This window comes from Actinomadura opuntiae, assembly GCF_030283205.1.
Classification (GTDB): domain Bacteria; phylum Actinomycetota; class Actinomycetes; order Streptosporangiales; family Streptosporangiaceae; genus Spirillospora.
The window spans coordinates 496,985-520,782 of sequence record NZ_JASNWF010000002.1 but is presented as its reverse complement, the minus strand read 5'-3'; the positions used below and the strand labels follow the sequence as shown (position 1 = coordinate 520,782).

The window sequence follows — 23,798 nt, the reverse complement described above, 5'->3', positions numbered from 1 at the left end:
GCAAGGGGCCTTTGAGCTGGAGCCGCCTGTCGGAATCGAACCGACGACCTATTCATTACGAGTGAATCGCTCTGCCGACTGAGCTAAGGCGGCGCGCCGTGCGGACACGGCTGCGAGAAGTCTACCGGGTCCGCGGGGGTGGATGCGCACCGGTTAATCAGTGGCAGAGCGTCCCGTCCTTCGGCGGCTTCGTCGTGAGCAGGTAGCTGTCGGTGGCCTTGGTGATGCAGGCGTTGCCCTGCAGGTAGGCGGTGTGGCCGTCGCCGTCCAGGGAGAGGAGGGTGCCGGAGTCGAGCTGCTTGGCGAGGCTCTGCGCCCACTTGTACGGGGTGGCGGGGTCGCGGAGGGTGCCGATCACGACGATGGGGCCGGCGCCCTTGGCGTGCACGGGCTGCGGCTGCTGCTTGGGCTGGTCGGGCCAGTAGATGCACGGCAGGCCGCCCCAGACGACGAAGGGGCCGAAGTGGGGCGCGGACTTCTTGGCCTGGTCGACGGCCTTGCTGTAGGCGTCCAGGGACGGCGGGTTGGGCTTGTCGATGCAGTTGACCGCCATGTTGGCGTCCGTCTGGTTGCTGTAGGAGCCGTCCGGTTTGCGCTCCACCATCTGGTCAGCGAGCGTGATGAGGAGGGTCCCGTCCCCCTTCTGCATGGCCTGGGTGAGGGCCTGGCGCAGGAGGGGCCAGTAGTCCTTGAGATACAGGGCCGTGGCGATGCCCATGACGGCGAGGGACTCGGTGACCTTCCGTGAGTCGCGGGTGTTCGACAGCGGGGTCTTGTCCGTCTTGGCCATGAAGGCGGTGAGGTTCTTCTCGGCCGCGCTCGTCGAGGTGCCCAGCGGGCAGCCGGTGGACTTCACGCAGTCGTCGGCGAACGCACGGAAGGCCGTCTCGAAGCCCTTGGACTGCTCGACCAGGGTGCCGATGGCGGATTCCTTGGGATCCACGGCGCCGTCCAGCACGAGGGCACGGACGTTCTTCGGGAACTCCTCCGCGTAGATGGCGCCGAGATAGGTGCCGTAGGACGCGCCGTAGTAGGTGAACTTGGAGTCGCCCACGGCGGCGCGGAGGATGTCCATGTCGTGGGCCGCGTCCTTGGTGCCCACGTAGGGCAGTTCCGCGGACGCCTTGGCCTTGCAGTTGCCCGCGAACTGCTTGCTCAGCCCCGCGAAGGCGTCGACCTCCTGCTTGTCGTCCGGCGAGGAGTCGGCGGCGAAGAACGCGTCGAGCTGCGGCCCGGAGTTGCAGCGGACGGGGTCGCTGGCGCCGACACCGCGCGGGTCGAAGCCCACGATGTCGAAGCGTTTGCGCAGGTCGGCACCGAAGCTCGAGGCGGCCTGGCGGACGAAGTCGACACCGGAACCGCCCGGACCGCCGGGATTGGTGAACAGCGAGCCGATCCGGGCGGACTTGTCCTGGGCGGGGAGCCGGATCATGGAGATTCCGACCTTCTCACCGGACGGCTTGGCGTAGTCGAGCGGGACCTGGGCCGTCGCGCACTCGAATCCGCCGCCGCAGCTCTTCCAGGACGGCTTCTGCCCGTAGAACGCGCCGAGCCCGGACGAGGCGGTGCCCGGCGACGTGGCGGCCGTCGCCTCCTTGCCCCCACCGCCGCCCCCGCCGCTGCACCCGGTCGCCGCCGCCAGCGTCGCCGCCATGGCCACGCCGATGTATTTCGCTGCCCGCACCTGGACCCCGTCTCGTCGTAGCGGCACGTACCCCGGCGCCTACGCTACGTCGGAGCGGTAGCCGAAGGCCACTTCCCCCGATGACCGTGTTCGATGCCGTCGAGCAGCCATTTGAGGCCTAGGTCGAAATCCTCCTGATTGTGGAGGCCGCTGTCGAAGACGGATCGGAGATAGGGGAACTCGCCGCTTTCCAGGAGCTTGCGGATGTAGGCCTGCTCCAACACGCTCTGCCGCGTCTCGCCCGCGGCCGTCGTCCCCATCTCGCGGATCCGCTGTTCGCGCAGGACGAAACCGAGCATGTAGTGGTCGACGGTCGTGACGATGGCCAGCATCTCCTGCGGATCATCGGTGAGCTTGGCCGCGGCGGCCATCGACTGCTCGGAGTGCCGCAGCCCGTTCGGCCCGATGCGCGGCGACCGGCCGGCCAGCTCGAACATCCAGGGGTGCCGCAGGCCGGCGGCGCGCTCCTTGCGGGTGATCTCGACCATCGCCGCGCGCCAGTCGTCCGGCAGGCCGTCCTCGACCAGGACCTCCTCGGCGACCACGTCGTACATGAGGTCGAAGAGGTCCTCCTTGGCGTCGATGTGCGTGTAGAGGCTCATCGCCCGCACGCCCAGCTCGGACGCGACACGCCGGATGGACACCGCGTCCAGCCCCTCGGCGTCGGCGATCTCGATCGCCTTGCCGACGATCGCCTCGCGCGTCAGCTTCGGACGGCGGCCACCGCGTGGACGTGCCCAGACGTCGTTGGGCCGGGCCCGTTCGCGGCGCTCGGCCCGCTCGTTCCCGGTCGCCTCGGGACCCGGCTGATCACTGCTTTCTGCCACGTCGACGATCCTAACCGGTACGGCGTATCGATACGGTGTACAGATTGAGCGAGACGGTGTACGGTGTGAGCGATACGGTGTACGGAAACTGGAAGGAGAGTCGTGACCACGACCCGGAAGGCACCCCCGGACGCGCGGGCCGGAACCGGCCCCCACCTGCGCAATCTCGCGATCGTCGTCGTGCTCGGCGTGATCATGACGGTGCTCGACAGCACGATCGTCAACGTCGCCGTCACCGCCCTCGGCAAGGACTTCGACACCTCGCTCTCGACGATCCAGTGGGTCGTGACGGGCTACACCCTGGCGCTGTCCATGGCGATCCCGATGACAGGCTGGTCGGTGCGGCGCTTCGGCGCCCGGACGATGTGGCTGGTGTCGCTCGGCCTGTTCATCGGCGGTTCGCTGCTGTGCGGGCTCGCCTGGTCGGTGCCGTCCCTCATCGCGTTCCGGATCCTGCAGGGGCTGGGCGGCGGGATGCTGATGCCCGTCGGCCAGACGATGCTCGCCAGGGAGGCCGGCCCGGAACGGATGGGCCAGGTGATGAGCATCGTCTCGGTGCCCGCGATGCTCGCCCCCGTCCTCGGTCCCCTGCTGGGCGGCGTCATCGTCGACCATCTGAGTTGGCGCTGGATGTTCTACGTCAACATCCCGCTGTGCGCGCTGGCGCTGCTGGCGGCCGTCCGGATGCTCCCGCGCGACACCGAACGCGACCCGGACACGCGGCTCGACATCATCGGCATCCTCCTGCTGTCGCCCGGACTGGCCGCCCTGGTGTACGGACTGTCGGAGGCCGGGAACGGCGCCAGCCTCACCGGGGGCCGCTTCCTCGCCGGCGTCGTCGGCGGCGCCGCACTCGTGATCGCGTTCGCGGTGCACGCGCTCCGCGAGAGGGAGGGAGCCCTCATCGAACTGCGCCTCCTGCGCACCCGCGCGTTCACCACCGCCACGGGCGGGTTCTTCCTCTACAGCGCGTCCGTCTTCGGGCTGATGATCCTCATTCCGCTGTTCGCCCGGATCGTCCGCGGCGAGTCCGCGCTGGACTCGGGCTGGCTGCTGGCCCCGATGGGGATCGGCGCGATGATCACCATGTCGGTGGCCGGACGGCTGGTCGACCGGTTCGGCGGACGCTGGATCGCGACCTCCGGCCTGCTGCTCGTCCTGCTCGGCACCCTCGTCCTGACCACGCTCGATCCCGGCACCGGACGGGCCGTCATCATGGGCGCGATGCTGGTCGTCGGCCTCGGACACGGCATGATCGCGCCGTCCCTGATGGCCGCGAGCTACCAGGGGCTCCCCCGTCAGGCGGTGGGCGCGGCGACCACGGGCGCGAACATCCTGATCCGCGTGGGCAGCTCGTTCGGCACCGCGGTGATGGCCGTCGTGCTGCAGATCGCCATCCGGGACGAGGTCCCCGGCGCGAGCGGCAGCCTCGGCGAGGCCGCGGCCCGACACACCGCGCAGACGCCCGCACTGCTCACCAACGCCTTCACCGAGACGTTCTGGTGGACGGCCGCGATCCTCCTGGCCGCGCTCCTGCCCGTACTGGCCGTCCCGCGCAAGACGCAGGGGTCCGAGTCATGACGTTCGCTATCTGGCCGTCCATGGCGTCGTGGGCGGCACGATGGACTTCTTCGGCCGTCCTAGGGATGATCTCGGTGCGCTGCGCCGGGAGGCGAATGACAAAGAAGGGTGGTGGGGCCCGCGGAGGTGGGCGGGCCCCACCGGCGCGCATCGCTACAGGGGATGGCGAGCGCGCGTCTCACAGGACCGAGTTGCAGCGCATCGCGGATGCTCACGGCCCTGAACGGTCGGGCAGGGCGCCTAGGACGCCGGGGCGCCCGCGTTCGGTCCTCCGCTCGGGTTACCTCCGGGCGGACCGCCGTTGCCGCCCCGGCCGCCCCGCGGAGCCAGGGAGGCGCAGGCCTGCATGGCCTTCTGCTGTGCGGCTGAACGCGTCGGGCGATCGCTGGGACGGCCGGTCGGACGTCCGCTCGGGCGAGCCGTCGGGGCACCGCTGGGACGCCCCGTGGGCGCACCGCTCGGGCGGTTGCCGCGGTCCGGCATCGTGACGCCCTGCTTCTCCAGGCAGGCACGGAATGCCGACATCTGGTCCGCGCCTGCGCTCTTGCTGGAACTCGCGTTCGCCTTGCCGTCGCCGCCCCCGCCGCCCCCGCAGGCCGCGCTGAGCAGCAGCGTCCCGGTGACGGCGAGACCGCCGAGCCATCGGCCCGCGTTCGCTCTGTTCATCGTGGTCTTCTCCTCATCGGTGCTCAACGGCCGGAGCCCTGGTTGACGCTGGTCGCGGTGACCGAGCCGTCCTTGCCGGTGGTGCCGCGCACGACGACCGAGGCGCCGGAGCCGAGATCGCGGAGCCCACCGTCCTTGGTGATGCTGATCTTGGTGCTGTCGCTCGTCGTGACCTTCACGGTCTTGCCGTCCGAGGTGCGCAGGTAGAGGGTGTTGCCGGAGATCTTGGTGACGGTGCCGGCCGTCATGCCGCCGCCTCCCCCGAACCCGCCCCCGAAGCCTCCGCCACCGGTCGCGCCACGGCCGTCCTGCTCGGTGCCCGTCCCGCCGGCTCCCGGCTGGCCGGGGAAGCCGCCGCCGTATCCGCCGGGGGCGCGTCCGCCCGTCCGGCCGTACCCGGCCGCGGCGGGTCCGCCGCCCGACGAACCGGAGTCGTCGGCCTTCCATTTCTCCGCCTGCACGCCACCGAGAAAGCCCGCGACAAGGATGAGCCCGGCGCCCAGGTAAAGGGTCGGCCCCGGCAGCGACCGCCTCTTCGGCCGCGCCGTGAGCTCGGCATCGAGATCGCCATCAAAAGGAGAACTGGCCAGCAACTCAGCATCCCCCACAGGCACCCCCGCGCCCTGACCTGCCCTGCCACCCCATCCAGGCCCCATGCCCTGACCCGACCCCGCGTCTAGCCCCGAACCCTGACCCGGCCCTGCGGCTTGGCCTAGCTCCGCGTCGCGGCCTTGCCCTGACCCCACGCCCTGACCCGACCCCGCACCCTGCCCTGGTCCGGCGTCGTGGCCTTGGCCCGCGTCCTGGCCAAGGCCAGCGTCGCGGCCTTGGCCTGTGACCTGGCCCGGGCCTGCGTCCTGGCGTGCGGGGTATTCACCTGGTCCTGCACTGGCCCATGGCCGGGCGTGCGCTCCCGGCCCGGGCGAGGCGGGCGTGCCCGGTGTACTCGCGGCGCCCGGTGCGCCCGGGGCCCGTCCGTCGTGCCCTGAAACGCTCATCCGCGCCTCCTCTCGGTCGAAGCCCGACAACAACCACTGCTCGCCGCCCGCGCTGGGTTCGGTCGGCAGGTCCTGCGGCGTCCACCGCATGGCACCGGCGCCTTCCGCTACCGACCGGTCGCCCGGCTCGGCCACCAGCGCCACCTCACCGGCGGCGCGATCAGGAAGCGTCGAGCCCGGATCACCCCCGGCGAAGCCTCGTCCGGGCACGCCGCGACGCCTGCCTGGGGCGCTCGGGGACGCGTCGTCCTGCACACCGAAAATTTGCGGGCCCGGCCTCACGCCAGCGCCACCCAAGGGCTCGGCCTCCTGCGGCCCGGAAACCTGCCAGCCGGGCAGCAGGCCACCGCCGCTCGAACTCCCGGCGCCGTTCGAGGGCGCGGGCCGCATCGCCAGGTTCGGGTCGGCGTCGCCTGCGGACGCGTCGTCCTGGAGGGCCAGAGCCCGGAGGCCTGGTTCAGGAGCGGCGCCGCTCGAGGACGCGGCCACCTGCGTGCCTGGGGCCTGCGGGTCGGGGGGCGGGACGGTGCCGCTTGGCGGGGCGGCGGCCTGGCTGTTCGGGATCTGCGGGTCGGGGGGTGGGGCGGCGCTGTTTGGGGGTGTGGGCTGGCCGTTCGGGATGCGTGGGTGGGGGTGCGGGGCGGTGGTGGGTGGGGGCGTGGTGGTGTGTGTGCGGGGCTGCGGGTGTGGGGGTTGTTTGGGGTTACTCATGGCGGAGGGCTTCTATTGGGCGGAGCTTGGCAGCTCGATTGGCGGGGTAGCTGCCGAAGAACAGGCCGATCGCCACGGAGACGGCCAGGGCCAGGACGATCGACGACGGGACCAGGACGGGTTTGACGCCGACGATCGTGAAGAGGCTGCCGACGACGCCGGCGACGCCGCCGAGGACGCCGCCGATGAGGGACAGGACGGTGGCCTCGGCGATGAACTGGCCGAGGATGGCGCCGCGGGGGGCGCCGATGGCCTTGCGGATGCCGATCTCGCGGGTCCGCTCGGTGACGGTGACCAGCATGATGTTGGTGATGCCGATGCCGCCGACGAGCAGGCTGATCGCGGCGACGGCGCCGAGCAGGACGGTGAAGGTCCGGTTCGACTCCGAGACCGCCGACTGGACGCTGGCCTGGCTGGAGACGGTGAAGTCCGCGGTGCCGGAGGCGGCGGTGTCGTGCCGCTGGCCGAGGATGTCGGTGATCTCGGCCTGCGCGGCGTCGACGGCGCCCGAGTCCTTGGCCTGGACGATGATCTGGTCGAGGGCGCCGTAGCCGGTGAGGGACTCCTGGACGGCGGGCAGCGGCGCGATCGCGATGCTGTCGGGGTCGGAGAAGCTGGAGGAGGACGAGCCGGTCGCCTTGAGGACGCCGACGACGGTGAACCGGATGCCGCCGACGTCGATCTTCCTGCCGATCGGGCTGACGCGTCCGAACAGGTCGGAGGCGGTGGTGCTGCCGAGGACGACGGTCTTGTTCGCGGCGGTGACGTCGGCGGCGGTGAAGGCGGTGCCGGCGGCGAGGGTCTTGTTGGCCGCGGCGAAGTAGGTCGGGGTGGTGCCGACGAACTGGTCGATGGTGGCGCTGGTGCCCTCGTAGCCGGCGGTGACGGACTGGCTGGTCACGACCGGGGAGGCGCTCCTCACGGACGGGGCGTCGGACGCGTCGGCGAGGGCCGCGGCGTCCTGGGCGGTGAGGTCGTGGGCCTGGGTGCGGGGGCCGGAACTCTGGCCGGTCTGCGAGCCGGAGCCGCCGAACGGGCCGCCGAAGCCGCCGCGTCCGCCGCCGCCCGTGGTGGTCTTGGTGACGGTGAGGGAGTCGGCGCCGAGCCGCTGGATGCTCTTCTTGATCTGCTCGGACGAGCCGTTGCCGACGGCGACGAGCAGGATGACGGCGCCGACGCCGATGAGGATGCCGAGGGTGGTGAGCGAGCTGCGCAGCTTGTTCGCCGACAGGCCGCGCAGCGCGAACCGCAGGATCTCCAGGGGGCTCACCGGGCGCCCTCCGTGGTCCAGGCCGCGGCGGGCGGCGGGCCGTCGACGGGCGCGCGGCGGACGTCCTCGACGACGCGGCCGTCGACGAGCCGGACGACGCGCTTGGCGTGCGCGGCGACGTCGCCCTCGTGGGTGATGACGACGATGGTGCGGCGGGCGAGGCTGAGCCGGTCGAACACCGCGAGCACGTCGGCGGTGGAGCCGCTGTCGAGGGCGCCGGTCGGTTCGTCGGCGAGCAGCAGGGTGGGGGCGGTGACGAGGGCGCGGGCGACGGCGACGCGCTGCTGCTGGCCGCCCGACAGCTCGTTGGGCTCGTGCCGGGTACGGTCGGCGAGGCCGACCTCGCGGAGGGCGGCGAGGGCGCGGCGGCGGCGTTCGGGGCCTTTGACGCCGCCGTAGGCGAGCGGGAGTTCGACGTTGGCCTGGGCGGTCATCCGGGGGATGAGGTTGAAGGACTGGAAGATGAACCCGATGCGGCGGTTGCGCAGGATGGCGAGGCGGCGCTCGTCGAGGGAGCCGACGTCGATGCCGTCGAGGAGGTAGCGGCCGGAGGTCGGCACGTCGAGGCAGCCGATGATGTTCATCAGGGTGGACTTGCCGGAGCCGGACGCTCCCATGATCGCGACGTAGTCGCCGGGGTCGACGGTGAGGGAGACGCCGCGCAGCGCGTGCACCGCGGTATCACCTTGCCCGTAGGTTTTGCTCACCTCGCGGATGCTGAGGACTGGCTTCGGGATCACCTGCGGCCTCCGCCGCCGCCGCCCGGCGCGCCGCCCCCGAAGCCGCCGCCGGGCGCGCCGCCGCCGGGCAGGCCGCCGCGCTGGCCCGCGCCGGAGCCGCTCGTCCCGGTCGTGCTGGAGGTGACGACGACCTGGTCGCCCTCGCTGAGGCCGGACGTGATCTCGGTGCCCTGGTCGCCCTTGACGCCGGTCTCGACGGTGACGGCGACCTGCTTGCCGTTGCGGACGACCGTGACGGTGCTCTGCCCGCCGGCCGTCTTCACGGCGGCGGTCGGCACGTACAGGACGTCGTCGGCGGACGCGGTGGTGATCTCGACGGTGGCGGTCTGGCCGAGCCGGACCCCGGAGGGCACCTTGGTGAGCGAGATCGTCACCGGGAACTTCACCACGTTGTCGCTGGTGGTCGGGGACAGCCCGATCTCGGTGATCTTGCCGGTGGCGGTCTTGCCGGTGAGCGCGTCGAAGGAGACGGACGCGGTCTGGCCCACCTTGAGCTTGGTGGTGTCGGCCTCGGTGAAGTCGCCCTCGATCTGCAGGTGCTTGGTGTCGGTGAGCTCGATGAAGCCCGACCCCGACCCCGACGACGAGGACCCGGAGGACGAGGAGGCCCCGCCGCCCGCCGAAGCCCCGGAACCGGACGATCCGGACGACCCGGAACTCGCGCCCGACCCCGACGAGGACGAGGACGAGGACGAGGACGACGATCCCGAGCCGCTCGAACTGCCGCCGACCGTTCCGTTGACGGCCGTGACCGTCCCGGCGAACGGGGCTTTCAGCACGGTGCCCTGGTAGGCGCGCAACGCGGAGTTGTAGGCGTTCTTCACCTGCAGGTAGCCGGCGTACCCCTTGGCGGACGTGGTGTCGCCGTCCTCGGCGGCGGCCAGGTTCGCCTTGGCCTCGTCGACGTTCTCGAGCGCCTCGGTCTGGTCGAGCCGGGCCAGCACGGCGCCGGCGGGGACCTTCTGGCCCGCCTTGACGTAGATCTTGGCGACCGTGCCGGACGTGCCGAACGACAGGTCGCCGCTGCGCGCGCTCTCCACCGAGCCGGACGCCGACACCGACGCCGACACCGAGCCGCGCTGCACCCGCGTGACCCGGGTGGCCGCCGCGGCGTCGTCACCTCCGTCGCCGAGGGTGAGGTATGCGGTGCCGGCCCCGGCCACCAGCAGCACGCCGAGGGCGCCGTTGATGAGCGTGGTCCGGCGTTGGAACGGCCATTTCATGCGAGAAGGCTCTTGGCCGCGCATGGGGCTGAGGTGAGGCGAATATGAGAATTGGATGAGAGAGCCGGGACGGGTGTGACTGGACGGGCTCGTGTGGGCAGGTACAGGGGTCGGCGTCCAGGGGCGTCGGAACGTGGCCGCGAGAAGACGAAATAGGCCTGCCGCCGGGCAGGTTGGTGCGGTCATGAGTGCACCGAAGGAGCGGACCCGCGTCCGCATCGAGCAGGGCGGCAAGCGCGTCAGGGCGTACCTCGGCGGGCACCTGGTCGCCGACACGACGACCCCGTATCTCGTCTGGGAGATCCCTTACTACCCGACCTACTACATCCCTGTGGCGGACGTGCGTGCCGAGCTCGTCGAGGACGGTCCGGGCGAGCACTCGCCGAGCCGGGGCGACGCGACGGCGTTCACGGTGAAGGTGGACGGCGCGGAGGCCCCGGGCGCGGCGCTCCGCTATGCCGAGTCGCCGGTCGAGGAGCTGCGCGGGCTCGTCCGGCTGGCGTGGGACGCGATGGACGCCTGGTTCGAGGAGGACGAGGAGGTGTTCGTCCATCCGCGCAACCCGTACACGCGCGTCGACGTGCTGGCGAGTTCGCGGCACGTGCGCGTGGAGGTGGACGGTGTGACGGTGGCGGAGTCGTCCAGCCCCAGGTTGCTGTTCGAGACCGGTCTTCCGGTGCGGTACTACCTGCCGAAGACGCACGTCCGGATGGATTTGCTGGAGCACACCGACACCGCCACCCACTGCCCTTACAAGGGCACGGCGGAGTACTGGTCGGTGCGGGCCGGCGGCAAGGTTCACGAGGATCTGGCCTGGGGATACCGGACACCGCTGGAGGAGTCCCGCAAGGTGGCCGGCCTGGTCTGCTTCTACAACGAGAAGGTCGACATCTACGTCGACGGGGTGCTGCAGGAGCGTCCGAAGTCGCGTTTCTGAGGCCGGACGGTCTCGTCAGCTGAGCGAGGAGAGCTAGCGCCCAACCCAAATATCGGCGCCGAACCTTGTCACCAGGCATTACACCATCGGATGGACCATCGTGCGATGGTGTGATGCCTGTCGCTTTTGCCCGACAGGCCTTGCTCCTTCCCTACGGCTACGTAACCGTAGGTTACTGAAGCGTATGGCAGAGCGCCGACGGGGAGGCACCCTTGACTTCTGCACTCCCGGCCGCCGCGCGGCGGCCGGACCGCTCCAGGCCGGACCGCTCCGGCCCGCTCCGCTCCAGGCCGGTCGGCCCGGGGCCGGTCCGCCGGCTCGCGCGGGCCGCCCGCATGCTGACGACACCGCTCCTGCCCGAGGACTACCTCGGCCTGGTCAACCCCCTGTGGTCCACCGCCGAGCCGCGCGGACGCGTCGAGGCGGTACGGCACGAGGCGCCCGGCGCGGCGACCCTCGTGATCAGGCCCGGGACGGCCTGGCGCGGCCACCGCGCCGGCCAGTGGGTGAAGATCGGCGTGGACGTCGACGGCGTGCGTCACTGGCGCACGTTCTCGCTGTCGTCCCCGCCCCGCCCGGACGGCCGGATCACGATCACGGTCAAGGCGGCGCCGGACGGCTTCGTGTCCGCGCACCTCGTCAACGACATCCGTCCGGGCGCGATCGTCCGGCTGGGCGAGGCGGACGGCGACTTCACGCTGCCGTCGCCGGTGCCGTCCAGGCTGCTGTTCGTCACCGCGGGCAGCGGGATCACCCCGGTCATGGCCATGCTCCGGCACCTCGCCGACACCGAGGCCGTGCCCGACACCGGCGCCGCGCCCGACAGCGACGCAGCGCCCGACAGCGACGCAGCGCCCGACAGCGACGCAGCGCCCGACATCACGCTCGTCCACTCCGACCGGCACGCCGGCGACGTCATCTTCGGCGCCGAACTGCGGCAGATGACCGGGATACGCCTGCACGAGCGGCACACGTCCACCGACGGCCGCCTCACCCCCTCCGACCTCGCCGCGCTCTGCCCGGACTGGGCGGAACGCGACACCTGGGCCTGCGGTCCGTCCGGAATGCTCGACGACCTGACCGAGCACTGGCGCGCCGCCGGGATAGAGGACCGGCTCCGCGTCGAGCGATTCCGTCCCGTGCTGGCCGCGGGGACGGGCGGCGAAGGCGGACGCGTCTGCTTCACCGAGAGCGGCATCGAGACCGACGCCGACGGAAGCACCCCGCTTCTGGACGCCGGCGAGCGCGCCGGCGCGCTGCTGCCGAGCGGCTGCCGGATGGGCATCTGCTACAGCTGCGTCGGCCGCCTCCGCTCCGGCCGCGTCCGCGACCTGCGCACCGGCGAGGTGCACGGCGAGGAGGGCCAGATCGTGCAGACCTGCGTCTCGGCCGCCGCCGGCCCCGTCGACATCGAACTCTGAAAGGGACCGACGATGCCCGCACCGACCGACCATCTCACCCCCGCCGACTACGCCGCGATCGCCCGCGAGCTCGACGCGCTCCGCGACGAGATCACCGCCGACCTCGGCGAGCGCGACGCGGACTACATCCACAAGGTGATCCGCTGGCAGCGCGGCCTGGAGATCGGCGGCCGCGCGATGCTGATGGCGTCCGCGCTGCCGCCCGCCTGGCTCGCCGGGACCGCGACCCTCGCCGTCGCGAAGATCCTGGAGAACATGGAGATCGGGCACAACGTCATGCACGGCCAGTGGGACTGGATGCGCGACCCGAAGATCCACTCGACGACCTGGGAGTGGGACAACGTCTCCCCCGCCGAGCAGTGGAAGCACTCGCACAACTTCGTCCACCACACCTTCACCAACGTCCTCGGCAAGGACAACGACGTCGGCTACGGCATCCTGCGCGTCGCGCCGGAGCAGCCGTGGAGCTGGGGGAACGTGCCGCAGCCGGTCTACAACGCGCTGCTGGCGATGTTCTTCGAGTACGGCGTCGCGCTGCACGACCTGGAGATCGACAGGATCCGGCAGGGCACCCACGACGAGGAGGCGACGAAGGCGAAGCTGCGCGCCATCGGCCGCAAGATCCGCCGCCAGTGGGGCAAGGACTACCTGGCGTTCCCGCTGCTCAGCGGCCCGCAGTTCGCGACCACCCTGGCCGCGAACTTCACCGCCAACGTGGTCCGCAACGTCTGGGCGCACACGATCATCTTCTGCGGGCACTTCCCCGGCGACATCGACGTGTTCGAGGAGGACTACCCGCTCGAGGACGAGACGAAGGGCGAGTGGTACGTCCGGCAGCTGCTCGGCTCGGCGAACATCACCGGCGGCCCGCTGTTCCACCTGATGACCGGCAACCTCAGCCACCAGGTCGAGCACCACCTGTTCCCGGACCTGCCGAGCAACCGGTACGCCGAGATCGCCCCGCGCATCCGCGACCTGTGCGCCCGCTACGGCCTGCCGTACCACACCGGCTCGCTGTCGAAGCAGGTCACGAGCACCTGGAAGAAGATCTTCCGGTACGCGCTGCCGGGCGGGGCGCCGAAGCCGGAGCCCGAGCCCGCGACCCGCGAGCCCGTCGCCGCCTGACCCCGCCCGCCTCGCGCGTCGCATTACCTCCCGCGTCATCGACCCGGTGACCGCCCGCGGGAGATCGTCAGGGTGCACACCACGACGAACGACCCGGGGAGCACCCTTGTCAACGACCGCGACACCGCGAGCGGGCAGGCGGCCGCAGGACGCCGCGCCGGCGCACACCGCGCCGGCCGGCGGCCTGCTCGTCCTGCTCGTCGGAATCTTCATCACCACGCTCGACTTCTTCATCGTCAACGTCGCGATCCCGGACATCCAGGGCGACCTGCACGCCGGGGCCGCCGCCACGCAGTGGGTGGTCGCCGGGTTCGGGCTCGCGCTCGGCGGCGGGCTGATCACCGGCGGGCGGCTCGGCGACCTGGCCGGACGCCGCCGGATGTACGCGATCGGGCTCGCCGCGTTCACCGTCGCGTCCCTCGCCTGCGGGCTGGCCCCGACGGCCGGCGCGCTGATCGCCGCCCGCGTCGCGCAGGGTGTCGCGGCGGCGCTGCTGATGCCGCAGGTGCTCGGCATCATCAACGGCGCGTTCGACGGCGCGGCGCGCGTCCGGGCGTTCACCGCCTACGGCCTGACGATGGGCTTCGGCGGCGTGTTCGGGCAGCTCATCGGCGGCGCGCTGATCCAGGCGGACGTCCTCGGCAGCGGCTGGCGGAGCATCTTCCTGATCAACGTCCCGATCGGCGTCGCCACCGTCGCGCTCGTCCGCCGGACCGTCCCGGCGACCCCCGCCGCCCGCGGCACCCGGCTCGACCTGGCCGGGACCGCGCTGGTCACGCTCGGCCTGGTCGCGCTCGTCCTGCCGCTGATCGAGGGGCGCCGGCTCGGCTGGCCGGAGTGGACATGGGTCTCGTTCGCCGGCTCGGCCGTCCTGCTCGCCGCGTTCGCGCTGTGGCAGCGGCGCGGCGGCGCCCCGCTGATCGCCCCGGCGCTGTTCCGGCAGCGCGCGTTCACGGTCGGCGTCGGCATCGCGCTCGCCTACCAGCTCGCGATGGCGTCATTCTTCCTCTACCTGGCCCTCTACCTGCAGCAGGGGCGCGGCCTGAGCGCCCTGGAGTCGGGGCTGCTGTTCACCGCCCTCGGCGCCGGCTACTTCGCCGCCTCGACCCGCGCCGGCGCCGTCGCCGCCCGGATCGGCCGGCAGGTCCTCGCGCTCGGCGCGGTCGTCCAGGCGATCGGCTGCGTGCTGCTGATCGGCGGCATCGCCCAGGACGGCGGCGTCGCCTGGCTGATCCCCGGCCTCGCCCTCGCCGGCGCGGGCATGGGCTTCGTCCTCGCGCCGATGTCGGCGCTGGTGCTGGCCGGTGTCACCGAGGGCCACGCGGCGTCGGCGGCGGGCGTCCTGTCGACCTTCCAGCAGGTCGGCGGCGCGCTCGGGGTGGCGCTTGTCGGGATCGTCTTCTACGACGTCCTCGGCGCCCACCCGCTCCCGGCGGACGTCGCGGACGCCTTCGAGGCGGGCCTGCTGCCGATCATCGGCTTCTGCGCCGCCACCGCCGCCCTCACCCAACTCCTGCCGAAACCGCCCCGCGCATGACCCGATCCTCAGCGTCCGCCCCGGCCCCGCCGAGGCGGACGCTCGCCGTCAGTCGGAGGCGGGGTTGTAGTGGGCGTCGTGTTGTTGGCGGGGGGAGCAGACGGAGGCGGACGGGCAGGCGCAGCGGCCGCCGCTGTTGAGGCGGACGGTGACCTTGTCCGACGGCACGTTGCGGCCCACCACCTGGCCGGGGCCTTGCGGGGTGTCGACGCGGGCGCCGAGCTTCGGCATCCGCTCGTGCGCCTCGATGTAGAGGGGGTGCTCGTACTTGAGGCAGCACATGAGGCGGCCGCAGGCGCCGGCGATGCGCAGGGGGTTGACGGGGAGGTCCTGCTCCTTCGCCATCCGGACGGAGACGGGCTCGAAGTCCTTGAGGAAGGTGGCGCAGCACAGGTCGCGGCCGCAGGGGCCGATGCCGCCCTGGAGGCGGGCCTCGTCGCGGGGGCCGACCTGGCGCAGCTCGACGCGGGCCTTGATGTTGCGGGCGAGGTCGCGGACCAGGGCGCGGAAGTCGACCCGGTGCGGGGCCGTGAAGTAGATCTTGAAGACGTTGTCGGCGTCGAGGTAGTCGACGCCGATGACCTTCATCGGGAGCTCGTGCTTGCGGATCAGGCGCTTGGCGATCGAGCGGCCCTCGGCGCGGCGGCGGCGGTTCGCGTCGTCGCGGGCGAGGTGCTCGTCGGTGGCGGGGCCGGCGCACTCGGGGAGGCCGCCGATGTCCTCGGACACCCACTGCGGCGCCCACACGCACTCGGCGACCTCCGGACCCGCGTCGGTGGGGACGAGGACCCTGTCGCCCACCTTCGGGCTGTGCGGGCCCGGATCGAGGTAGTAGAGCCGGCCGTAACGGGTGAAGCTGACGGCCATCACCATGCCCACGGTTTCGCTCCGTTCGCCCGGTTTCGTCGTCCACTCTACGGCGGACACGGGCCCGGATCACCAGGCGGCGTCGGCGAGATCTTTCCCGGACAGCGTCCCGGCGTCCTCGGCGTAGACGCGGCCGTCAGCGGCGGAGATCAGCAGCTTGCCCTTGGCGCCGGAGTCGAGGCCGGTGATCGGGGCTTTCAGCGCCTGCTTCCAGAGCGTCTTCGCCGGGGCGCCGGTGGCGGTCGAGTACGCCTGGACGGATCCGAGCGAGCGCCGGACGACGCCCGCGACGACGGTCTTTCCGTCGCGGCTGACGACCGCGCTGACGGTGCCCTTCGGCAGCTTCGCGACCGCCTTGCTGGCCTTGAGGTCTCCGGAGGCGCCCCCGGTGTCCAGCATGCGGACCTCGTGGCGGAGCTCGGTGAGCTTCCCGTTCACCCGCCGGACGGGGTTCCAGACGAACGCGAGGGTGCCACCGGCCCAGGAGAGGCTGCTGACTCGGGCGGAGTACCCGGTCGTCCACGTCTTGCGGGCCCCGGTGCGGGCGGAGACGACGTCCACGCGCGCGCGAGCGCCCCGGTAGGTGACGTAGGCGATGCGGTCGCCGTCGGACGCGACGGCCAGGTCCGACCACGCCGCCGAGACGCCGGAGATGGTCGCCTTGGGCAGGTCCGTCAGGGAGTCGGGACGGCCGTCGTCGGCGAGCTTGAGGCGCTGGAACGTCACCTTCCGGTCGCCGTAGGAGGCGACGACATAAGTGTCGCCGTCGCCCGCGACGCGCTGGAATCGGCGGCCCTGGGGAGCGGCGACGGGCAGGCCCACGGCGGCGCCGGAGCGGGCGTCGCGGACGGTCAGCGCGGTGCCCGGACGGGTGACGCCGACGACGAAGCGCGGCCCCGGCGGCGTGGTGCTGGCGGCGGCGGCCTCCGCGTCGTGCTTCTTGTTCGCCTCGCGCTGGTGGCGGTGCACCACGTCGATGCTGCCGCCGACGAACAGCGCCGCGGCGGCGGCGACACCGACCGGCAGCGCGGTCCGCCACGCCTGCCGGATCCGGATCCCGGTCTTGCCCTCGTCGCGTCGGCCGTCCATGGGGTCGCTCCGCACCGCCTCTCCGCTGCCCGGCTCTGATATACCTCGCGGCATACGCCCGTGTTGGCGGAGTTATCGCTTCGAGTCCGAGCCTGTGCCGTGAGGCGCCACGACCCTAGTGGATGACCGCGGGGTGACGTGACATCAACCCAGAGCGGACCGGGCCGCCTCGACCGTCGGCGCGCGGTACGAACCGCCGAACAGCGCGACATGGACCAGCAGCGGGTGCAGCTGATGCAGCGGGACGCGGGCGCGCCAGCCGTCGGCGAGCGGCGCCGCCTCGTCGTAGGCGGCGAGGATCCGGTCCAGGTGGGGCGTGCCGAACAGCGCCATCATCGCCAGGTCGGTCTCCCGGTGGCCGCCGTGCGCGGCCGGGTCGATGAGCAGCGCGCGGCCGTCCGTCCACTGGACGTTCCCCGACCACAGGTCGCCGTGGATCCGGCTCGGCGGCTCGGGCGGTCCGGCCAGCTCCTCGATGCGGTCCATGACCTGCTCGACGAGCCGGACGTCGTCGGCCGACAGGTGCCGCTCGGCCCGGCGCAGGAACGGTTCGAGGCGGCGCTCGGCGTACCAGCGGGGCCAGGCGCGGTCGTCGAGGGTGTTGTCGAGCGGCAGGTCGGCGATGTATCCGGCCCAGGGCGCGCCGTAGGCGTCGGGGCGGGCGCCGGCGTGCAGGGCGGCCAGCTCGCGCCCGAGTCGCTCGGCGGCCGGCGGGGTGGGCGCGCCGGACGGCAGCCACGGCAGCACGAGCATCTGGTCGTCGGCCGCCAGGACGTCCGGGACGGGCGCGCCGGGCCCCGCCTCCCCCAGCCAGCGCAGCCCGGCGGCCTCCGCCGCGAACACGCCCGCCTGGTCGGACGCGGCCTTCACGAACACCTCGCGGCCGTCGGCGAGCGCCGCCCGGTGCAGCGTCCACGCGTGGCTGGCCCCGAAGTCGCTGACCGACTCGACCGGGCTTCCCAGCAGCCGTTCGATGCGCTCCCGCACGTCAGGCGGCCTTCAGCCCGGCCCGGATCTCCTCCAGCAGGCCCGGTATCGCCGCCTCGACCTGCTCCAGCACGAGGTCGAAGTCGGCCCGGCCGCCGTAGTACGGGTCCGGGACGTCCAGGTCGGCGCCCGCCTCCGGGTCGAATTCGCGCAGCAGCCGGACCCGCGCCCGCGCCTCCTCGTCCGGCGCCATCGCCCGCAGCGCCCGCAGGTGCCCCTGGTCGAGCGCCAGGATCAGGTCGTACCGGTCGAACCAGGACTCCTCGAACTGGCGGGCGATGTGCGCCGACCGGTAGCCGGCCCGTTGCAGCGCCGCGACCGTCCGCTCGTCGGCGCCGTCGCCCACATGCCAGTTGCCGGTGCCGGAGCTGTCGACCTCGACGTCGAGGCCCTCCGCCTCGGCGTGATGGCGCAGGATCGCCTCCGCCATCGGCGAGCGGCAGATGTTCCCCGTGCAGACGAAAGTGACTCGGTACGGCATGGCCCCATCATGCCCGAGGTCAGCGCGGCACCACGACGACGGTGTCGACGCCGGGACGCCCCAGGCAGGACTGCATGACGCCCTTCGCGTCCCCGCGCGCGACCGTGACGATGAACGCCTCCGGGATGTCCCTGGGCAGGCCCGACGGCGGCGTCCGCGCCCCCGCCTCGTTCATCCGCGCCTTGAATCGCTCGTAACGCTGCTTCTTCGTCATATAGACGGCCTCGCGCACCCGCCGGTCCGCCTTGAGGACCCTCTCGAGCTCCGTCCTCTGAGCGCCGGTCACCTCCTCGCCGTTGCATACGGAGTTGGTGGTCGTCCTGGTGCACAGGTTCACCTCGACCTGCACCTCGCCGACCGGTGCGCTCAGCGGGCCGGCCTTGTGGCCGGACGACAGCGCGCCTCCGGCGACCGCGCCACCGGCCACGACGGGCGCGGACGTCGCGACGGCGGCCGCCAGCAGCACCGGGCGCCGGAACGCGGCGCGGTGCCGTCCGGCGAAGCGCGGCGGCGGGACGTCCCCGGGCCGGAAGGTCTCGCCCACGGTCCGCAGCGCGTCCGCCAGGCGCTCCTCACCGACCATCGCCGCGGCCTCGGCTGACCACACCGGCGCCGCGTGGACGGCCCGCAGCGGCCTGCGGCGGCGGCGCAGCGCCGTCCGCGACCCGTTCAGGACCGCCGACCGCACGTACGTCAGCGCCCTGTCGCGGTCGCGCTGCCGCGGCCACCGCTTGTAGAGGCCCGCGAACGCGTCCTGGACGACGTCCGCCGCGTCATCGGCCGCTGCGGCCGCGGGGCGCCCCCGTTCGGGGAGCACCGTTTCAGTGTCCATGTCCCAGAGACGCCATCGAGCACCACAGGTTGCTTCGCGCGGCGGATTCCTTTCAGGGGGATGCGGGGAAGCGCATGGCGTGCGCTTCCGGGCCGGGCCGGTAGGGCGGCCATCCGGCGAGGTCGTCGGCGTTGGGCGAGCCGGTCGCGGTGAAGGCGGCGAGCGCGCCGCCGAAGGCCCGGGCCAGGGCGTGGTCGTCGGCGCCGGCCGTACCCAGCATGGGCGCGTCGGGGTAGGCGTCGAACGTGCCGAACAGGAACGGCAGTTCGGCGCAGTGGGTCGCACCGAGCGTGCCGTCGTCGCCGGGCGGGCGGCGTGCGAAGCGGTAGACGTAGGTGCGAACGCCCTGGTCGGCGCGCCGCTCGGCGATCTCGGCGACGCCCGCGTGGAAGACCTGATCGCCGAACACGGCGGTGAGGATCTGTGCGGGGGACGCGCCGGGGCGCCGTGCGGCGTACTCGTCGTAGGCGCCGGTGAAGGCCCGCGCGGCGTCCGGCGTGAGGTTCCGGATGGACGGGTCGAACGCGAAGAAAGCCGTCAGCTCGTCCTCGTTGCTGCCGAGCAGGACGTCCTTGCCGTCGAGGAGGCCGTCGGCGACGGCTTGCCCAAGCGCGCGCGGGAGGCCGGCGCCGCCGAGCACCGGACGTATCGGCGGCGCCACATCGCCGGTCCTGGCGAACTCCGCGGCGACCTGCCCGGTGGCGTCCAGCAGCCGCTCGACGGGGAGGCCACGCAGGTCGGCGGCGCTGTCCACGCCGAGGTGGCGCAGGTAGAACGCGGCGATGTCGGCGGCGTGCGCGGGGTCGCCCGGTTCCATGCCCCAGGGGCCGCTCTGCGCGATCACCCGGCGGACGAGGCCGCTCGTCGCCGGATCGACGGCGAGCGCGACCGCCGAGTACGCGCCGGCCGACTGCCCGCCCACCGTGACCAGGCCGGGGTCGCCGCCGAACGCCGCGATGTTGTCGCGGACCCAGCGCAGGGCGGCGGCCTGGTCCTGGCAGCCGATGTTGTCCGCCCCGAGGTCAGGGAGGCGCAGGTAGCCGAGCGCGCCGATCCGGTAGTTCGTGGTGACGACGACGATGCCGCCCATGGCGGCGAGCCGGGCGCCGTCGTACCAGTCCCAGCCGCCCGAGCCGCTGGAGAAGCCACCGCCGTGGAACCACACCAGCACGGGACGCGGCGGCGCGCCGGGCTCCAGGGCCGGGGTCCACACGTTCAGGTTCAGGCAGCCGTCCTCGTTCCAGTCCGGGACGCGCCGCCCCATGACCGCCTCCAGCCGGGACGGCCCCTGCGGGACGGACGGCCCCGGGCGCGCCGCGTCCCGCACGCCCGTCCAGCCCGGATGCGGGCGCGGCGGGGCGAACCGCAGCGGCCCCACCGGGGACGCCGCGTACTCGATGCCGCGGAACGCCGCCACCCGGCCCTCCTCGACGCCCCGCACCGGGCCGCTGCCCGTCTCCACCACCGGCCGCCGCTCGTCCGCCATCGCGCTCCCCTTCCCGTCGTCGTCGGCACCGGTATAGAGCCGCAGCATGGGACGGCGCCAAAACCGACGCCGATCATGCTGAAAACACGACGGCCAATGTCGTGCGATGCGGAATGTGCGCCAGGCCCTTGACCGGACGGACCGGACGGACCGGACGGACCGGACGGACCGGACGGACCGGACGGACCGGACGGACCGGATGGACCGGACGGACCGCGGCCGATCGGTCGTCAAGCGGTCCGGCCTGGTCCGCCGCGCCGCCCGGGAATGAGCGCGGCCCCCGGCCGGGAGGATCCGGGGGCCGCGTGTTGGAAGAGGGCTACCGCTGGACGGCGTGGAGCGCGTCCACGATGCCGTTGCCGAAGAACCCGTTTTGCTCCTTGGTGCCTTCACAGGTCTGCGTGGAGGTGTGCTTCACCCACTTGCCGTCGGTCTGGGTGTACCAGACGTACTCGACGGTGTTCGGGCTCGGGCACGCCTTGGGGGTGGCGCTGCCGCGCAGCTTCCATTCCACGAAGTCCGGGTCGAGGGTGAGGCCGCCGTGGTGGTCGCGGTGCCCGTACTTGCTGATGATCAGCGCGGCGACGCCGACCGCGTGCGGGGACGCCATCGAGGTGCCCTGCAGCGACTGGTAGTAGGCGCACGTCTTGCCCTTGCAGCTGCGGATCACGTACGACACCTTCGGGGTGCCGTCGGCGTTCAGCTCGCCGCGCTCCTTCGCCAGGCGCGCGGGGTAGGCGGCCCAGATGCCGCCGCGGTCGTCCGGCCGCTGGGCGGCGTTGTCGACCTTGTCGCCGCCGGGCGCGGCCACCGCGACGTAGCCGTTGCCGAAGCTGCTGTAGTACGACTTGCGGGTGCTGGGCCCGGTCGCCGAGATCGCGATGACGTGCTTGCCCTCGGACGGCATCGACTGGCAGCTCGCCGGGATCGTCCGCTCGTACGGCTTCTCGCCCGGGTAGGACGGGAAGTCGGGGCTCGTGTCGTCGATGTTGGTCTTGGTGTAGTCGACGAAGTCGTTGCCCGCCGCCGAGATCAGCGTGACGCCGTGCCGGTGCGCGAAGTCCAGCGCCCGCTGCGTCGCCTGGATGATGGTGCGCTGCTCGAGCTGGTCCTCCGGCTTGTCCGCCGGGTTATTGGCACAATTCCACAGCCACGGGTCGATGTAATAGCTCATGTTGACGACGTCGATGCCGTGTTTCGCGGCGTAGGTGAGGCCGTCGACGGTCGGCTGCAGATAGAACTGCCCCGAGTCCTGGCCGACGCGCAGATTCACCAGCGTCACCTTCGGCGCGACGCCCGCCATTCCGAGTCCGTTGCGCGGCGAGGCGATCTCCGACGCGACGTGCGTTCCGTGGTCGTTGTCGTCCCAGTCCGCCGGGTCGACGCACGATTTGAACTCGCACGGCCCGTCCAGCACGTTGCCGTCGGCGTCGTACGGGACGTCGTGGGTGAAGTTGCGGCTGAGCTTGCGGTCGAAGTTCGGCTTGATGTCGGGGTGGTCGCCGTCCACGCCGGTGTCGAGGATGCCGACGAGGACCTTCTTGTCGCCGGGCTCGGCCTTGTACGACCCGTTCGCCGTCGCGTGGATCTGCTTCATGTCCCACTGGAGGTCCGTGAGGGGCTCGGTGTCCTTGGACGGCTTGCCCTTCACCGCCACCCGGCCCTGCGCGCCCGCGGTCTTCTCGACCTTCTTCGCGGCGGCCTTCTTCTCCTTCGGGGCCTCGCCGATGACCCGGTTGTGCGCGGCGCCGTCCAGGGCGCCCTGCCCCATCGCCGCGCGGACGAACTCCGGGTTCTTCGACCGGACGGTCGCGACGCCCACGTCGGTGTTCTCCTGGACGATGGAGCCGCCGGCGGCCTTCACCGCGTCATGGGCCCGGCCCAGCGAGACGCCTTCCTTGTAGAGGACGACGTACTCCGACGCCTCGCCTTTCGCGCGCGGCCCGACCGGTGCCGCGGACGCTGGAATCGCGAGCGCCGCCGTGGTGACGACGGCGCACGCGGCGGAAATCAAGGCTCGCCGCAAAGCAGACCTCCTGGCCAAGGGGGGAGCTCGCCTTTTCGGCGTGCTATGGCCAGCAGACGGTACGGGTGCGTCTGTTGAGAGAAGCGTACGGAGTTGTAACAAAATGGGACGACTTGTGTTAATCCCAGACGAGTCGTCGAATAAGGGTGCTCAGCCCGTGCGCAGGGCGAGGGTGAGCGCCTCGAACGCCAGCTGCGGATTGACGTTCGCCGCCAGCTTCTCCCGGCAGTCCATGATCGCGTCCAGCCGGCGCAGGGTGTCCTCGGGACGGCCCGCGCCCGCCGCCGTCCGCAGCTCCGGGCCCAGCTCGATGTTGACCAGCTCGCTGCCCGCGCCGAGCTGGATCGTCAGCACGTCCCGGTAGTAGGAGGCGAGGTCGAGGAGCGTGCGGTCCAGGGCGTCGCGCAGCAGCCGCGTCGCCCGCGACTTCTGCCGCTCCTCCAGCTCCTTCAGCGCGCCCGCCGTCCCGCGCGGCATGCGGCCCTTCTCGCTCTCCCCCAGCGCCTTGCGCAGCGCGGACGTCTCCGTCTCGTTCAGCAGCGACGTCTGCGCCTCCATCTCCGCCTTCGCCGCCTTCACCAGCGTCTCCGCCGCCGCGACCGCCGGGCTCACCCCGGTCAGCCGGCGCGGCACCGCCACGACCTCCTCGCGGACCCGGCGCATCTGCGCGTCGGAGGCGAGCATCCGGGCCCGGCTGATGTGCCCCTGCGCGGCCCGCGCGACGATCTCCGCGGTCTCCCGGTCGACGCCGTCGCGCTGGACGAGCATGTCCGCGACGGCCGCGATCGGCGGCGTCTGCAGCGTCACCTGCCGGCACCGCGACCTGATCGTCACCAGCAGGTCCTCCGCCGACGGCGTGCACAGCAGCCACACCGTCCGCGCCGGGGGCTCCTCGATCGCCTTCAGCAGCGCGTTCGCCGCGCCCTCGGTGGCCCGGTCGGCGTCCTCGAACAGCACGACCTGCCAGCCGCGCCCGCTCGGCGACGACGACGCCCGCAGCACCAGCGCGCGGGCGTCCTTGATCCCGAACGACAGCCCCTGCGGGCGGACGACCTCGACGTCCGCGTGCGTGCCCTGCAGGACCTGGTGGCAGGATGCGCAGTGCCCGCACCCGCGCGGCCTCTCGGTGCACTGCAGCGCCGCCGCGAACGCCCGCGCGGCGGTCACCCGCCCCGACCCGGGCGGCCCGGTGAACAGCCAGGCGTGCGCCATGCCGCCGCCCGTCCCCTCGGCGGCCGACGACAGCTGCTCGACGACCGGCGCCTGCCCCACCAGGTCATCCCACACGCTCATGGCACCAGGCTACGGCC

At 72.4% G+C, this 23,798-nt stretch carries 19 protein-coding genes and 1 tRNA gene; 5 read left to right on the top strand and 15 right to left on the bottom strand.

Annotated elements, in window-relative coordinates:
* Positions 1-17 precede the first annotated feature (17 nt).
* The 3 genes from QP089_RS05850 to QP089_RS05840 form a co-directional block, all read right to left on the bottom strand.
* Positions 18-93 (bottom strand) — tRNA-Thr (locus QP089_RS05850).
* Positions 94-157: 64 nt separating this feature from the next.
* Complete coding sequence (locus QP089_RS05845; RefSeq protein WP_285910269.1) at positions 158-1,684, bottom strand: alpha/beta hydrolase; 1,527 nt, start codon at positions 1,682-1,684, stop codon at positions 158-160.
* Between the two features lie 44 nt (positions 1,685-1,728).
* Complete coding sequence (locus tag QP089_RS05840; protein ID WP_285910268.1) at positions 1,729-2,511, bottom strand: TetR/AcrR family transcriptional regulator; 783 nt, start codon at positions 2,509-2,511, stop codon at positions 1,729-1,731.
* Between the two features lie 102 nt (positions 2,512-2,613).
* Here QP089_RS05840 and QP089_RS05835 point away from each other — a divergent pair, with 102 nt between their 5' ends.
* Complete coding sequence (locus QP089_RS05835; RefSeq protein ID WP_285910267.1) at positions 2,614-4,092, top strand: MDR family MFS transporter; 1,479 nt, start codon at positions 2,614-2,616, stop codon at positions 4,090-4,092.
* A 689-nt stretch (positions 4,093-4,781) separates the two neighbouring features.
* On the opposite strand, the gene QP089_RS05830 is transcribed toward QP089_RS05835, so the two are convergent.
* From QP089_RS05830 to QP089_RS05815, 4 genes are all read right to left on the bottom strand, one after another.
* Positions 4,782-5,219, bottom strand: coding sequence for a DUF5666 domain-containing protein (locus QP089_RS05830; RefSeq protein ID WP_285910266.1), 438 nt, complete (start codon positions 5,217-5,219; stop codon positions 4,782-4,784).
* A gap of 1,240 nt (positions 5,220-6,459) precedes the next feature.
* Positions 6,460-7,737, bottom strand: coding sequence for an ABC transporter permease (locus tag QP089_RS05825; RefSeq protein ID WP_285910265.1), 1,278 nt, complete (start codon positions 7,735-7,737; stop codon positions 6,460-6,462).
* Positions 7,734-8,444 carry an ABC transporter ATP-binding protein gene (locus QP089_RS05820; RefSeq protein ID WP_285910264.1) on the bottom strand — a complete coding sequence of 237 codons (711 nt, stop codon included), beginning with the start codon at positions 8,442-8,444 and terminating at the stop codon, positions 7,734-7,736. Before QP089_RS05820 ends, QP089_RS05825 begins: the two co-directional genes overlap by 4 nt.
* Before the next feature lie 29 nt (positions 8,445-8,473).
* Positions 8,474-9,700 carry an efflux RND transporter periplasmic adaptor subunit gene (locus QP089_RS05815; protein ID WP_285910263.1) on the bottom strand — a complete coding sequence of 409 codons (1,227 nt, stop codon included), beginning with the start codon at positions 9,698-9,700 and terminating at the stop codon, positions 8,474-8,476.
* Between the two features lie 184 nt (positions 9,701-9,884).
* On the opposite strand from QP089_RS05815, the gene QP089_RS05810 reads away from it, so the two are divergent.
* The 4 genes from QP089_RS05810 (at position 9,885) to QP089_RS05795 (ending at position 14,720) form a co-directional block, all read left to right on the top strand.
* On the top strand, positions 9,885-10,637 hold the full coding sequence (locus QP089_RS05810) for a DUF427 domain-containing protein (protein ID WP_285910262.1): 753 nt from the start codon (positions 9,885-9,887) through the stop codon (positions 10,635-10,637).
* A 212-nt stretch (positions 10,638-10,849) separates the two neighbouring features.
* Positions 10,850-12,058 carry a ferredoxin reductase gene (locus QP089_RS05805; RefSeq protein ID WP_285910261.1) on the top strand — a complete coding sequence of 403 codons (1,209 nt, stop codon included), beginning with the start codon at positions 10,850-10,852 and terminating at the stop codon, positions 12,056-12,058.
* Positions 12,059-12,070: 12 nt separating this feature from the next.
* A complete protein-coding gene (locus tag QP089_RS05800) occupies positions 12,071-13,183 on the top strand; it encodes a fatty acid desaturase family protein (RefSeq protein ID WP_285910260.1) in 1,113 nt (370 codons plus the stop codon).
* A 106-nt stretch (positions 13,184-13,289) separates the two neighbouring features.
* Positions 13,290-14,720, top strand: coding sequence for an MFS transporter (locus tag QP089_RS05795; protein WP_285910259.1), 1,431 nt, complete (start codon positions 13,290-13,292; stop codon positions 14,718-14,720).
* 48 nt (positions 14,721-14,768) lie between these two features.
* Here QP089_RS05795 and QP089_RS05790 read toward each other — a convergent pair whose 3' ends face one another.
* The 8 genes from QP089_RS05790 to QP089_RS05755 all read right to left on the bottom strand — a co-directional run bounded on the left by QP089_RS05790 (position 14,769) and on the right by QP089_RS05755 (position 23,781).
* Positions 14,769-15,593, bottom strand: coding sequence for a PSP1 domain-containing protein (locus tag QP089_RS05790; RefSeq protein ID WP_285910360.1), 825 nt, complete (start codon positions 15,591-15,593; stop codon positions 14,769-14,771).
* A gap of 63 nt (positions 15,594-15,656) precedes the next feature.
* Positions 15,657-16,676 (bottom strand): TolB-like translocation protein, encoded by a 1,020-nt coding sequence (locus QP089_RS05785; RefSeq protein WP_285910258.1) that lies wholly within the window; start codon positions 16,674-16,676, stop codon positions 15,657-15,659.
* A 144-nt stretch (positions 16,677-16,820) separates the two neighbouring features.
* Complete coding sequence (locus tag QP089_RS05780) at positions 16,821-17,663, bottom strand: fructosamine kinase family protein (RefSeq protein WP_285910257.1); 843 nt, start codon at positions 17,661-17,663, stop codon at positions 16,821-16,823.
* A gap of 1 nt (position 17,664) precedes the next feature.
* The gene (locus QP089_RS05775; RefSeq protein WP_285910256.1) at positions 17,665-18,144 is read right to left on the bottom strand and encodes a low molecular weight protein-tyrosine-phosphatase; all 480 of its coding nucleotides are present in this window, start codon (positions 18,142-18,144) and stop codon (positions 17,665-17,667) included.
* Between the two features lie 19 nt (positions 18,145-18,163).
* Positions 18,164-18,976 (bottom strand): permease-like cell division protein FtsX, encoded by an 813-nt coding sequence (locus QP089_RS05770; protein ID WP_285910255.1) that lies wholly within the window; start codon positions 18,974-18,976, stop codon positions 18,164-18,166.
* A gap of 52 nt (positions 18,977-19,028) precedes the next feature.
* Complete coding sequence (locus QP089_RS05765; protein ID WP_285910254.1) at positions 19,029-20,510, bottom strand: carboxylesterase/lipase family protein; 1,482 nt, start codon at positions 20,508-20,510, stop codon at positions 19,029-19,031.
* A 271-nt stretch (positions 20,511-20,781) separates the two neighbouring features.
* Positions 20,782-22,488, bottom strand: a complete 1,707-nt coding sequence (locus QP089_RS05760) for a S8 family peptidase (RefSeq protein ID WP_285910253.1) — start codon at positions 22,486-22,488, stop codon at positions 20,782-20,784.
* A 150-nt stretch (positions 22,489-22,638) separates the two neighbouring features.
* On the bottom strand, positions 22,639-23,781 hold the full coding sequence (locus QP089_RS05755; RefSeq protein ID WP_285910252.1) for a DNA polymerase III subunit delta': 1,143 nt from the start codon (positions 23,779-23,781) through the stop codon (positions 22,639-22,641).
* Positions 23,782-23,798 lie beyond the last annotated feature (17 nt).